This is a genomic window from Micromonospora sp. NPDC005220 (genome assembly GCF_040607895.1).
In the GTDB taxonomy this organism is placed as follows: Bacteria; Actinomycetota; Actinomycetes; order Mycobacteriales; family Micromonosporaceae; genus Micromonospora.
In genome coordinates this window covers 20,312-33,200 of record NZ_JBEXHP010000028.1, presented here as the reverse complement: position 1 = coordinate 33,200, position 12,889 = coordinate 20,312, and the positions used below count along the sequence as shown (strand labels likewise).

Sequence of the window (12,889 nt, the reverse complement as noted above, 5' to 3'; positions counted from 1 at the left end):
ACCAGCGACCCATTCTGCCAGACGGAACCCCGATCGCTCACACCGGAGGCCCAGCACGTCCCGTCCGAGGCCACTACGTGACGGACATCACTCGCCGATGGCACCCGGTGCCCCGGGCGCGGCCAGCCTGGCCAACAGCTCGCGCGCCGGCCCGGCGGGTACCACCCGCAACGCCTCCCGTGCCCGGTGTGCGTGCTCGGCGATCAGGGTCAGCAGGGCCGTCACCCGGGGATCGTCGTCCCGCGTGTCCGTCCCGGAACCGGCCGACGAACCCCACCGGGAGACGCCAGCCAGGTCGCGCACCCGCTCGCCGAGGGCGTAGGCGGCACCGACCTCCCGACCGTACGCGGCCAGCGCGTTCACCACCCGCGGCGGAGCGCCACCGAGCCGACCGCCCAGCCGACACGGCAACTCGAACGCGGTGGCGGTACGCCCGACCAGGGCAGCGCCACCGGCGGCCACCTCCGCCGACGGGTCGGCGCGCAGTTCCCGGGCCCGTCCCTCGCAGGCCACTGTCAACGCCTCGGCGAACTCGGCGACCACCGGACCGCCGCCCTGCGCGGCGAACTCGTACGCCCTGGCCAGCAGGAAGTCCGCGACCAGCACCGCGAACCGGTTGCCCCAGGGCGTCGGCGCGGGACCGGCGGCGCGGGTCTCCTCCCGGGCGCTGTCCACCGCCAGGCCGGCGAGCAGACCCAGGTCGACTGCCGCGCCGAGAGCGTGCCGCAGCGGATGCGCGCGACCGCCGACCGCCGCGGCGACCAGCAACAGCACCGCCGGACGCAGCGACAGCGTGGACAGGTCCTCGTCCACGCCGGCGAGCCGGACGAACATCGGCCAGTCGTCCCGGACGCAGCCGGCCAGCAGCTCACCCACTGCCATGAGGTCCCGTCGCAGGTCGCGGGCGAGTTCCGGGGCGGGCTGCGGCAGCGGGTCCAGCAGGACCGCCGCCCGCGCACCGTCCGGAAAGAGCGCCAACCGGCGACAGAGGGCGAACAGGGGACGATCGTCGTCGAACGTGGCGTCGAGCACCCGCCAGGCGAGCAGGTACCGGCGGACCGAGTACCGGCCGGTCTCGAAGTAGCCGGACTGTCGGGCGGCCAACTGCCCGGCGTACGGGGCCGGGTCCACCGGTCCGGCGTCGGACGACCGCACCGCGCTGTCGATCCGGTCGGCGGCGAGCAGACCCGATTCCAGGGCGAAGCTGATGCCCTCACCGGTGAACGGGCTCACCAGCCCCGCCGCGTCGCCGACCAGCAGCAGCCCCGGCACGCCGCAGCGGGACGGGTCGAAGTCCAGCCGCAACGGCGCCCCGGTCATCGGCCCGGCCGGACGCGCCGCCCGGAACCGGTGGTCGGACGCCGCCAGTTCGGCGACGAAACGGTCGTACAACAGGCGGACGTTCTGCTGGTGGGCCGGGTCGAAAAGGCCCACCCCGACGTTCGCCGTCCCGTCGCCGACCGGGAACACCCAGCCGTACGAGGGCAGCACCCGCCGGTCCGTGACGTCCGCGAGCGGAAGGTGGATCTCCAGCAACTCGTCGAGGTCCGTGACCCCGGAGAAGTAGCCCCGGGCGGCGAACCCCGTCCACTCCCGGTCCGGGGTCCGCAGCCCGGCCTGGTGGGCCAGCCGGGAGGACGCTCCGTCCGCGGCGACCACGGCCGGCGCGCGCAGCGCGAACCGGCGGCCCGCGTACTCGACCTGCACGCCGTGGACGCCGTCGGCGTCGCCGAGCAGCCGGGTGGCGCGTGCCCCGGTCCAGAGCACGGCACCGGCGCGTACCGCCCGCCGGCAGAGCACCGCGTCCAGCTCCATCCGGGGCACCACCAGGCCGTACCCGGTGCCGTCGGGGTCCTCGTAGCGGAAGTCGCGAGCGCCACGACCGCGCATGCGGATGCGCACCCCGCCGACCCGCTGGGCTCCCGCCAACTCGTCGAGCGCCCCCATCTCGTCGAGCAGACGCACGGCGCTGCGGGTCAGGCCGTCGCCGCAGCACTTGTCACGGGGGAAGTCCCGCCGGTCCAGCAGCAGCACCCGCCGCCCCCGCGCCGCCAGCCGGTACGCGGCGGCCGATCCACCCGGCCCGGCGCCCACCACGATCGCGTCGAAGCCGTCCAGCCGCTGCGGCACCATCGGCGAGTCCATGTCAACCCGCCCGGGTGACGGCGTAGTCGGCGAGCCGGACCAGCGAGTCGCGAGCCGGACCGGGCGGCAGCGGTTCGAGCCGCCGGGCCGCCCGGCCGGCCCGCTCCCGGGCCTCGGCGAGCACGTCGTCCACGGTGCCCGAGGCGACGACCACCTCGGCGACCTCGGCCAGCTCCGCCGGGGTCGGGTCGCGTACCTCCAGAAGTTCGCGCACCCGGGCGGACCCCGGGGTGTCGCGGGCCAGCAGCCGCAGCACGGACATGGTGTAGATCCCTTCCCGTACGTCCGTCAGCGGCCGTTTGCCGAGGGCCGCGTAGCTGCCTTGCACGTCGAGCGCGTCGTCGGTGAGTTGGAAGGCGACCCCGAGGTCGTGGCCGTACCCGGCCAGCGCCGCGACCGTGCCGGCCGGCGCTCCGGCCAGCAACGCGCCCAACCGGCAGGGCAGCTCGAACAGCGTCGCCGTCTTGCCGGCGACGATGTCCAGGTGCTCGGTCTCGGTCAGCCCGGTGTGGAAGGCGTTCTCCGTCTCCCGGAGCTGCCCGGTGCAGAGCGCGACCATCGCGGCCGCCGCCTCCCGGCCGTACCGGTCGTCGAGCGCGGCGAGCAGGGCGATCGCCCGGGCCAGCAGGAAGGTCCCGGCGACCACCGCCGCCGGTTCACCCCATTCGGCGTTCACGCTCGGCCCGTGCCGACGGGTGACAGCGCGGTCCATCACGTCGTCGTGGTAGAGCGAGGCGAGGTGCAGCAGCTCCAGCGCGGCGGCGGCGTCGAGCAGGTGCGCCGGCCGGTCGGCGCCGAACTCCGCCGCTACCAGCAGCAACGCGGGACGGATCCGCTTGCCGCCACGGCGCTGCAAGGCCGTCGCCATGGCCCACAGCGCCGGGTCCGACGCGGCGACGGCCTCCCGCATCCGCCGGTCCAGGCCGGCCAGCGCCTCCCGGGCACTGTCGCTGGCCAGCCAGTCCGGAGCGGGTACGCCGCCCACCGTCACCGCTTCGGCTTGGGCTCGGGCTCGGGCGTGGTCGGCTCCGCGGGCGGCGGCTGGCCGCCACCGCAGCCGCATCCGCCGTCGCCGCGCCGTCCACCGCCCGGCTCGGACAGGAAGGGCACCCGCGCGACCAGCTCCCGCGCCTTGGCCAGCAGGTTCTCGTCATCGAGCATCCGCAGGATCTCCACCGGGGTACGACCGACGGCGTCGTTCGCCAACGCGAGCACCTCCTCGGCGGCGGACACCTCCTCGGCGGTCAACCGGTCCGCGAACCGCCGTAGCGTCTTGCGGGCCTCGTCGAGGTGCTCGGAGGTGAGGGTCGCCTCCGAGCGCTGCGGCTGGAGCAGGACGGCGCGGGCCGTCTCGGCGTAGGTGTCGTAGAGCTTCTGGAGGTGCCGACGGTCGGCGTCGGAGAGCTTCGTGGTCCGCGCCCGGGCGACCAGCCGGTCCTCGTTGGCGAAGTAGGTGTCGACGGCGAACCGGCCGACCCGGGTCTGCTGGAGGTAGCGCTGCCGGAACTCCTTCTCGACCGCCACGTCCAGGTCGACGTCGCGGTCCAGGACCCGGCGGGCCGTGCTGCTGGAGGCGCAGCCGCAGGCGCTCTCGTTGCCGCCCGCGCCGCCGAGGTACACCAGCGACCCGGAGTCGCCGCCCTCGGAGAGGTGGGCGGTGGCGATCTGCCCCTCGAAGGTCGCCACGCCGACGCCGGGGCCGTAGTCGATGCTCGCGGTGACGTCCAGCTCGGTGACCGTGGAGGTGGTGTACTCAGTGGTCCGGCCGACCTTCTCCACGTTGCTGCCGACGTCGACGCCGGTGATGGCGGCCTCGCCCGCAGCGAAGCGTACGTCGAGCTGGCGCAGCACCTCGTCGATGGGGTTGATCAACGTGCGGTTGCACGAGCCGGCGAAGAGCAGGCCGATGGCCCGGTGGTCGTCGTTGGGGACCTCGAAGATGTTGTTCTTGACCTGGTCGATCACGTCGTTGGGCTGGGTGACCTGGGCGATGGCGCAGTCCACCCGGTTGCCGGCCGGATTGATCATCACGAACCGCTTGAGGGTGCCGATGGTGTCGGCCGGCGCGGTGCCGCCGTCGTACGGGCCGGGCTGGACGATCGCATCCCCGATCGCACCGGCGTTGGCGTTGGCCAGCACGTGGTTGTTGCTGAGGATGCAGAGCGAGCCGTCGGTGTTGTCGGTGACCAGAGCGCCGAGCGTGCCGGCCGTGACGTCGATGTGCGCGATGCTCACCCCGTTGGGTGCCGGACGTTCCCGGGCCGTGAACTCCTGGGCGAAGAACGGGCCGGTCTCCACCACGTCGACCTCGACGAAGTCGGGTCCGAAGTAGACGCGTCGCGGCAGCAGCCGGGTGGTGGGGAGGAACTGCCGGGGCACCTTGCGGACCACGTACACCACCAGGGCGGGCTCGTCGGTGCGACGACCGCTGACCTCCCGCCGGCCGTAGGCGAGCCCGCTGACGTTGGGATCGTTGAGCAGCCCGGCCAGTGGTCCGCCACGGGCCGCCCGGGCCAACGCCCGGGCCTTGACGTAGGTGTCGTCGTTGGGATTGGACATGACCGCCTCCTGCCGATGGAACGGGGTGATGCATCAGGTTCGGCGGGCCTCGAACGGCCCGGTGAGCACGAAGCGCAGCGGGACACCGTCGACGCTCTCGCTGGTGACGGGAACCGACGCGGGGTCGGTGACGTAGATGGTGATGACGTACGGGCCGGACGGGTCCGGCCGTCCGATGCCGGTGCCGACTGCGGCGTACCGGCGGGTGAGGTCGGCGCGGTGTGCGGCCAGCACGGCGCGTACGGCCTCCAGCGAGCCCGGTTCAGCCACAGCAGCCACCCCGGGTCGGCGGGCGCGTCGGACCGGTGCCGGCGGGGTCGATCGGAGCGGGGTGCGACGACGGGCCGTCGGAGGAGTCGTCGTCCGACCCGTCGTCGTCGGCGTACTCGGCGCAGAGCCGCACGAGCAGTCCCTCCGCCGCCCGTCCGACGATCCGGACGGCGACGATCCCGGGACCGGTGAGGGTCACCGTCGTCGGGACCGGCGCCGCGGTGGCCGGCACCTCGGCCCGGTCGAGTTCCGCGCCGTCGTCGTCGTACGCGGTCACCTCGACCGGACGGCCGCCCTGGTTGACGAGCGTGACGACGACCCGTTGCGCCGGTCGGGGCAGGTCGATCCGTACGCCGATGCCGAGTTGCAGCGCGGCGCCTCCGGTGGGTGGCCCGAGCGCGACGACCACGCGGCCCGAGTCGTCCAGCGAACGGATGCCGAATCCCTGGTCCGTCCACTGGATCGGGTACTGGGTGCCAGGTTCGCGGTCGGCGAAGTCGAGACAGTCGCGGGGACTCGGCGGCGGCGACTCGGGCGGGCAGTACGGCTGCACGGCCAGCAGGTCCACGTCGTCGAACCACACCCGACCGCCGCCCTGACGGGAGTCCCGCCGGTCGGCCGTCGCCTCCAGGAAGACGGTCACCGCGGCGGCCCGGGCGGCGACGCGTACCGTCAGCGGGCTCCACCGCTGCGCGGTCGTACCGTCGCTCCACACGACGGCGGTCGAGGTCGGATCGGTGCCGCCGGTGGGGTCGACGCCGAGCCGGGCCGTCGCGGGGTCGGCCTCGTCGAGGTCGTACCAGGCGGTGAGCTGGTACTCCCAGCCCGGGTTCGCCCCGATCCGCTGGCGGACGCCGACCCGCTGCTGCGGACCCGGCACCAGGCCCTGGGACCTGCGGCCGCCGTGCACCACGAAGTTGCTAGCGGCGTGTTGACCGGTGCCGGTCGGCGCCGATCCGGCCAGCACGTACGGCTCCCAGCCGTTGGCGACCTGCCCGGTGGCGCGTTGGGCGAAGCCGTCCTCGAAGTGCCGGTTGACCACGTCGACGGCCCGCACGACCAGCTCGTCGACGCCGACCCCTCCGTCGTCGTCGGTCACCGTGCACCGGGCCACGAACGTGCCGCAGTCCGGGTAGCGGTGCGAGAGCACGGCGACGCCCCGGCCGGCCGGCGGCTCGTGTGTCTCGTCGACCACGGCCGGCAGCGGCGGGGTGCAGTCGCCGAACTCCCAGACCGCCGTGTGGGTGTCGCACCAGCCGGGGTCGGTGAACCGGGCGGTCAGCGTGAGCACCGTGCAGGGGTAGGTGAACAGGTCGGGGCCGGCGTCGACCACCGGCGGGACGTTGCGCACCGTCACGGTCCGGGTGTCGGTGGCCATGCCGCCGTTCTGGTCCCGTACGCGAAGGGTCACCTGGTACACGCCGTTGTCACACCAGGCGTGCTGGACGGTGCTGGTGCCCTCGGCGCGCGGTGGGGTGTTGGTCTCGACCACAGTGCCGGGCTCGGTGGGCTGGGCGTCCCCGAAGTTCCAGGTGGTCTCGTGGGTGTCGGCGTACTCGACGTCGGTGAACCGGCCGACAAGGGTGACCACCTCACCCTCGTCGACGGTGAGGTCCGGGCCGGCGTCGACGGTGGGCGGCACGTTGGCGACGTACACCAGGGCGAAGTGGTTGCTGGTGGCGCCGCCGGGCTCGTTGATCGTCAGCGAGTGCGCCGCCAGGTAGACGCCGCTGGCGGCGTAGACGTGGTTGACGTTCACGGTGGTGACCGACGGCGCGCCGTCGCCGGTCAGCCAGGTGTAGCCGGCCGCGGCGCTGGTGTGGCCGGCGGCCAGCAGCAGCGCCGACTGGGCGGTCCCGGTGTACGGGCCGCCGCTGCGGGCGGCCAGCACCTCGGTGCTCTCGCAGGAGCTGAGCACCTCCAGGTCGCCGGCGAGGACGAGCCCGTCGGCGTTGATCACGATCGGGTCGAAGAACACGGCCCGGACCCGGCCGATCCGGGCCAGCTCGGGTGGCCAGCCGGTGATGCCGCTGACCGCCCCGGTGACCGGGTCCACGAGGCGCGACCCACCGATGTTGTTCACCACGGCGGTGATGACCGCCGCGACCACGATGATGATGATCCCGATCAGGATGCTGCCGGCGCCGAAGCTGATGATCGCCAGGATGACGGCGATGACCCAGAACAGGACCGACTCCTCGGGGTCGACGTCCGGCTCGCCGATCAGGTGGTTGTCCATCCGCTGCACGCCGTCTGGGTTGAGGCTGCCGCTCGGGGTCCAGTGCAGACCCACGTCGGCCCGGAAGCTGGCGTCGACGTCGATGCTGCCGAGGATGGCGTCGATGACGGTGATCTCGCCGGTCATCCGGATCGACCCGTCGCGCAGGACGACGTCCAGCTCGCGTACGTCCGCCTTGTCGCCGTCCTGGTCGACGCGGCGCGGCAGGTCGTTGTCCGCCCAGCCGTTGGCGACCCGGGCGGCGTCGATGTTCTGCTGCACGATCGCGCCGTTGAGCAGGATGGCGAAGTCCCGACCGGCCGGTACGACGTTCGTCATCGCCCCGATGTCGGCGCCCTCACCGGCGTTGATCGCGATCACCAGCAGGTCGGCGAAGACCCGGGTGGCCACGTTGTCGGCCTCGAACACCTCGCCCCCGGCCTCGGGCGTCCACAGAGCCAGGAAGCCGCGGCCGGCCAGGTCGTCGAAGAGCAGATCGCCGATGGCCGTCTCGATCTGCGCCACGGTCGGCACCGTCACGGTCTGCGCGCCGAAGCCGTGCACCAGCTCGGCGCCCTGCTGGTTCAGCTGGACCTGCAACGCGTTGTCGAGGAACCCGAAGAGGGTGGCGTTGTTGGTGGTGAAATGCGTGCCCTCGACGCCGGGTGCCGGGTTGATCGGCCCCGCGGCCACCGTCGCCGTGTCGAACCGCAGCGTGTACGCCCCGGGCGGGGTCTCCAGCGGCACCGTGATGGCCAGCCGGGTCTCCACCCCCATCGGATCGGCCAACGCGGGCGCCGCCCCGGCGCCCACGATGTGGAACATCCGCAGGTAGATCGGCATGCTGATGAGGATGTGCCCCGGATCGGGTCGACTGACGTCGATCCGGTGCGCGGGTTCTGCCTGGTCGTCGTAGATCTCCAGGTGCGTGTCGAGGGTGTAACTGCCCACGCCGAGGCCCAGGACCAGACCGGTGTCGTCCTGCTCGTGCGGGATCGCCGGTATCCCGGGATGCAGCACCCCACCCGGGCCGCCGTTCTCGTACGCGAAGTGGATGTACTCGCCGAGGATCTGCACGAGTTTCGGGGCGAGCGGGTCGCCGCTGGTGAGGGTCGCGGTGACCGCGCTGCGGGGCAGCCCGTCGAAGCGCAGCCCCACGTTCTTCGAGTCGGGCAGCACCCCGATCGGCACGGCGGCACGGGCGGTGGCGGTGAGATCCAGCAGCTGCGCGGACGGGACGGGCGGGTCGGCCACCACCAGCTGGATGATCAGGCCCAAGGTGAGTTCGCAGCCGTCGATGTCCGGTCGCGGCGCGGCGTCCAGTTGGTCCCGAGGGATCTCCACCTGGCCGCCGGCCGTGGTGAACCCCCCGAAGCCGAGGCCGGCCGGGACCGGCAGGTACTGCGGGATACGTCCCTCGTCGGTGCTGGTGTCGCCGCACTCGGCCGACTTCCACGCACCCTGGAGGGCCTTGCGGAGAACGGGCGGGGTCGCCTCGATGACGACCTCGAAGCCGTGCGTGTTGGCCATTTGGTCCCCCTTCGGGGCCGCTGTGGTGGAGGCCAGAGGGTGAGCAGGCCGGATCAGCCCACGGTGAACGCGCCGTACGTGGACGGCACAGGAAGGTGTTACGGGGTCGCCCCGGTTCAGCGGGGGTCGGCGGGTTCCGGCTCCGGCGGTGGCGCCTGGAGACGACCGCGTACGGCCGTGAGCGGTGTGGCCACCACACCGTCGAGGATCGCGGCGAATGCCTGCGGTGGCGCGAAGCGAGGACGGCGGGCGGAGATCTGCCGGTACTCCAGCAGGGGCGGCATCACCGGGTGTCGGTCCCGGAAGGGCTCCAGCGGGTCGGGGCCGGCGCCGCCGGGACGCCAGCGCGGCGGGTCGGTGTCCGGATCGTCCCCGTCGGGGCACTGCGGAAGCACGCCCAGGTCGGTCAGGAGCCGACGGACCTGCAGGCCGTCGTCCGGATCGACGCTGCGGTCGACCAGTCGGGCGATCGTGGCGCGCAGACCGGCGAGCTTCTTGGCGGCGGTCGGGCCGAGCCGGATGCGGTCACCGATGCCGGTACGAGCCTGGGGGTCGAACTCGTAGCCGAGGTGCTCGACCGCCAGCAGCGGATTCGACGCCGCCGCGAGTGCGACGGCGGGTGCGGCGTCCAGCCGGGCGAGGATCACGCCGGCACGAGCCTGTAGGTCAGCGAAGGTGTTGATTCGGTCGGCCATGACGGGCCTCCCACAACTGGTGGTGTCGTTGCGTGTACCTTAGGCCGCCGCACCATCGACGCAAACCCTATGTCTCCTTGATGACAAGGAGTGATAAGTCCAGGTCAGCGAGCCGGTGATCGATCCCAGCCGTCGGGCAACCCGTCCGGCACGATCCAGTCGGCAGGCGGCGTGAAGTCACACCAGGTGCCGTCGAACGGGAACGCGCCGGCCTCCGCGAGAGCGATCACCCGTTCCCCCTCGGCGCGAACCGCCTTCTCGTCGGTCACCCAGTAGTCGTCGCCGAACGCGAGACGCTCGACGAACTCGTCCTCGTCCTTCCACTCCCAGCTCAGGTCCGGACGCACCACCACGTCGAGGTCCTGGTCCACCACGTCGACGCCGGCCACCGGACCGTCGTCCCAGCGGACCCCGGGCTCCTCCAGGTTGACGTACCAGTGGGAGAACCGGCCGTGCTCGTCGGAGAACCACCACACCGAATGCGCCGCACCGGTGGGCAGGAACTTCAACAGCGGCGGCCCGTTCCAGCGCCCGTGCGCCAACCGGTACGACGACGAGACCCACTGGGCGAACGGCATCGCCCGCATGGTCAGCCCAGCCTCGGTCACCTCGTGGGCCACCGGCGAGTCCCGGGCGATCCAGACCAGCAGACCCCGCTCGTCGTCGCTGACCACCCGGGCCGGCCGGACCCAACCGATCCGGCCGTGCCGCACGTTCCGGTGCATGATCAACCGACCCGGCTGGAACCGGTCGACGAGCACCTCAGTAGGCGCGGGCGAGGATGGCGATCAGGTCGGGCTCGTCCTCCGAGTCCGGTACCGAACCGTCGGCCCGCAGCAGGCAGCGCACCGTGACGCCCTGACCGTTCGCCTCGGCCTCGCCGGCCACGCCGACCGCCGACCACGGCACCCGGGCCCAGCCGGTCGCGGCCGCCTCGATCGCCTCGGCGAGGGTGGCCACCTCCACCGTGCGGGACAACCGGTGGGCGAGCGCCTGGTCGTGCAGCGCCTGCTGGTCGGCCTCCAACGCCGCGAGGACCGCGCCGACCACGTCGGCCACCGGCGTCGGGGACTTCGACCCGTCGGTACGACGCACCACCGTCGCGTTACCGACGGCCAGGTCACGGGGGCCGACCTCGACGCGTACCGGATAGCCACGCAGCTCGGCGTCGACGGCCCGGCGGCCGAACGCGGTGTCGGTCCGGTCGTCGAGCGCGACCCGGACACCGGCGTCACGCAGGCCGTCGCGCAGCTTGGCCGCCGCCTCCGCGACACCCTCGCCATCCTTGACGATCATGATGTACGCCTGGATCGGCGCCAGCCTCGGCGGCACCCGCAGGCCGTTGTCGTCACCGTGCGCCATGATCAGGCCACCCAGCATCCGGGTGGACGTGCCCCAGGAGGTGGTCCAGGCGTGCTCCCGGCCACCCTCCTTGGCCGAGTAGCTGATGTCGAACGCCTTGGCGAAGTTCTGACCCAGCTCGTGGCTGGTGCCCAGCTGGAGCGCCTTGCCGTCGCCCATCATGCCTTCGCAGGTGTACGTGGCAGTCGCCCCGGCGAAGCGCTCGCGCGCCGTCTTCAGGCCGACCACCACCGGAATGCCGATCACGTTGACCATCAGGTCCTCGTACGCCTCGTGCAGGATCCGCCGTGCGTACGCCCGCGCGTCCTCCCGGGTGGCGTGCGCGGTGTGCCCCTCCTGCCAGAGGAACTCGCTGGTCCGCAGGAAGATCCGCGGGCGCAGCTCCCACCGGACCACGTTCGCCCACTGGTTCAGCAGCAGCGGCAGGTCCCGGTACGAGTCGATCCACTTCGCCATGAACTCGCCGATGACCGTCTCGCTGGTCGGACGCACCACCACCGGCTCGGCCAGGGGCTTGCCACCACCGTGGGTGACGACCGCCAGCTCCGGCGAGAATCCCTCGACGTGCTGCGCCTCACGCTTGAGGTAGCTCTCCGGGATGAACAACGGGAAGTACGCGTTCTCCGCCCCCGCCGCCTTGATCCGGGCGTCCATCTCAGCCTGCATACGCTCCCAGATGGCGTAGCCGGCCGGTCGGATGACCATGGTGCCCCGAACCGGGCCGTTGTCGGCCAGCTTCGCCTTGGCGATCAGGTCCTGGTACCAGCGGGGGAAATCCTCCGCACGGGGAGTGAGCACGCGTGCCATGACCGCACATCCTATGCGCCACGCGGGGCCCCGCCGCGCCCGGGAGGCGCCGCGCCGCGCGACGTGCCCTCCCGGCGGCGGCAGGGCTCGGCACCGGCCGGGCCAGCGACACGCGCTGGGCAGGCGCCGGGCGAGGCCCACGGCGGATGCCGGTCGGGTCGACGGCGCGCGCCGGCCAGGTCGACGGCGGGCGCGCTGGGCGGGTCGACGGGCCGCCCGTAGAATTCGACCACCATGACTGCGACGACCGACTCACCACGCCAGCGGCTGCGGGACACGATCGTGGACGCCGCCCGCGCACGGACCATCGCCGCCGGCTGGGACGCGGTCCGCATGGGCGGCGTGGCCACCACGGCGGGGGTCAGTCGGCAGACCGTCTACAACGAGTTCGGCAGCAAGGCGGGCCTCGCCGAGGCGCTCGCCCGACGCGAGGTGGACCGGTTCGTCGGCGACGTCCGAGAGGCGCTGCTCGCGCACGGCGCCGACGTACGGGCCGGCGCGTACGCCGCGATCGCCCACACCCTCGCCACTGCGGCCGACAACCCGCTGGTCAAGGCCATCCTCACCAGCGCCCGGGGCGGCTCGGACGAACTGCTTCCGTACCTCACCACCCGGGCCGAGGTGGTCCTCACCGAGGCGTCCAGCGCGCTGATCGAGTGGGCCGGCGACCACCTGCCGGGAGCGGACCAGGCAGCGTTGGCCTTCGCCGCCGACACGATCGTCCGCCTGGTGGTGAGCCACATCGTGCTCCCCCGCTCCCCGATCGATCAGACCGCCACGGCCCTGGCCGACCTGGCCGTGTACCTCTTCACCGCCGCCGCCACCCGCCCGCCCCGCTGACCCTCCCACCCCGCGTCCCAGCGCCCCGCGCCGCACCGTCCGTTCGCGCGCCACATCTGGCCCCTCCACGCGTCGCACCGTCGCACCGTCGCACCGTCGCACCGTCGCGTCGTCGCGTCGTCGCGTCGTCGCCTCGTCGCGTCGTCGCGTCGTCGCGCCCCCGACGCCCCCTCGCCCCTCGCCCCGCGCCCCGCGCCCCGCGCCAAGATCCGCACAACATCAGTGATGTTGCTGCCTCCGGCGAGCGTGAGGCAGCAACATCAGGGAAGTTGCGCGGATCTTCCCTCGTCGACCTCTCCGCCCGGCAAGATCGTGCTCGATCCTGGTTGTAGTGGCATCCCCACGACGCCGAGGCCCCTACTTCCTGGAGCTTGTCTCATCCTGTTTGGGCTGGTGGTGGGTGGTTGACAGGTTTGGTGGTGTGGTGGGGATGCTGGTGGGTTGGTGTGGATCTTTAGTGGTG

General features: G+C 72.7%; 9 protein-coding genes. 1 reads left to right on the top strand and 8 read right to left on the bottom strand.

Annotation, left to right across the window (positions count from 1 at the left end):
• Window positions 1-87: 87 nt before the first annotated feature.
• From ABZU52_RS14210 to proS, 8 genes are all read right to left on the bottom strand, one after another.
• The gene (locus ABZU52_RS14210; protein ID WP_354971469.1) at window positions 88-2,145 is read right to left on the bottom strand and encodes a geranylgeranyl reductase family protein; all 2,058 of its coding nucleotides are present in this window, start codon (window positions 2,143-2,145) and stop codon (window positions 88-90) included.
• 1 nt (window position 2,146) lies between these two features.
• Window positions 2,147-3,130 (bottom strand): polyprenyl synthetase family protein, encoded by a 984-nt coding sequence (locus tag ABZU52_RS14205; RefSeq protein WP_354971468.1) that lies wholly within the window; start codon window positions 3,128-3,130, stop codon window positions 2,147-2,149.
• A gap of 2 nt (window positions 3,131-3,132) precedes the next feature.
• Window positions 3,133-4,704 carry a hypothetical protein gene (locus ABZU52_RS14200; protein ID WP_354971467.1) on the bottom strand — a complete coding sequence of 524 codons (1,572 nt, stop codon included), beginning with the start codon at window positions 4,702-4,704 and terminating at the stop codon, window positions 3,133-3,135.
• A 33-nt stretch (window positions 4,705-4,737) separates the two neighbouring features.
• Window positions 4,738-4,974 carry a hypothetical protein gene (locus ABZU52_RS14195; RefSeq protein ID WP_354971466.1) on the bottom strand — a complete coding sequence of 79 codons (237 nt, stop codon included), beginning with the start codon at window positions 4,972-4,974 and terminating at the stop codon, window positions 4,738-4,740.
• Window positions 4,967-8,722: a PKD domain-containing protein gene (locus ABZU52_RS14190; protein WP_354971465.1), complete on the bottom strand. Its 3,756-nt coding sequence runs from the start codon at window positions 8,720-8,722 to the stop codon at window positions 4,967-4,969. The genes ABZU52_RS14195 and ABZU52_RS14190 overlap by 8 nt, the downstream gene beginning before the upstream one ends.
• Window positions 8,723-8,838: 116 nt before the next feature.
• Window positions 8,839-9,417, bottom strand: coding sequence for a hypothetical protein (locus tag ABZU52_RS14185; RefSeq protein WP_354971464.1), 579 nt, complete (start codon window positions 9,415-9,417; stop codon window positions 8,839-8,841).
• Between the two features lie 104 nt (window positions 9,418-9,521).
• Complete coding sequence (locus ABZU52_RS14180) at window positions 9,522-10,142, bottom strand: DUF402 domain-containing protein (protein WP_354971491.1); 621 nt, start codon at window positions 10,140-10,142, stop codon at window positions 9,522-9,524.
• A gap of 37 nt (window positions 10,143-10,179) precedes the next feature.
• A complete protein-coding gene (gene proS, locus ABZU52_RS14175; RefSeq protein WP_354971463.1) occupies window positions 10,180-11,586 on the bottom strand; it encodes a proline--tRNA ligase in 1,407 nt (468 codons plus the stop codon).
• Window positions 11,587-11,820: 234 nt separating this feature from the next.
• Between proS and ABZU52_RS14170 the strand changes: the two genes are divergently transcribed.
• Window positions 11,821-12,426 carry a TetR family transcriptional regulator gene (locus tag ABZU52_RS14170; protein ID WP_354971462.1) on the top strand — a complete coding sequence of 202 codons (606 nt, stop codon included), beginning with the start codon at window positions 11,821-11,823 and terminating at the stop codon, window positions 12,424-12,426.
• Window positions 12,427-12,889: the final 463 nt, after the last annotated feature.

Bases quoted from the DNA above. Each gene is read 5' to 3' on its own strand.
- ABZU52_RS14210 (WP_354971469.1), bottom strand. From the start codon at position 2,145: ATGGACTCGCCGATGGTGCCGCAGCGGCTGGACGGCTTCGACGCGATC.
- ABZU52_RS14200 (WP_354971467.1), bottom strand. From the start codon at position 4,704: ATGTCCAATCCCAACGACGACACCTACGTCAAGGCCCGGGCGTTGGCC.
- ABZU52_RS14190 (WP_354971465.1), bottom strand. From the start codon at position 8,722: ATGGCCAACACGCACGGCTTCGAGGTCGTCATCGAGGCGACCCCGCCC.
- ABZU52_RS14185 (WP_354971464.1), bottom strand. From the start codon at position 9,417: ATGGCCGACCGAATCAACACCTTCGCTGACCTACAGGCTCGTGCCGGC.
- ABZU52_RS14180 (WP_354971491.1), bottom strand. From the start codon at position 10,142: ATGCACCGGAACGTGCGGCACGGCCGGATCGGTTGGGTCCGGCCGGCC.
- proS (WP_354971463.1), bottom strand. From the start codon at position 11,586: ATGGCACGCGTGCTCACTCCCCGTGCGGAGGATTTCCCCCGCTGGTAC.
- ABZU52_RS14170 (WP_354971462.1), top strand. From the start codon at position 11,821: ATGACTGCGACGACCGACTCACCACGCCAGCGGCTGCGGGACACGATC.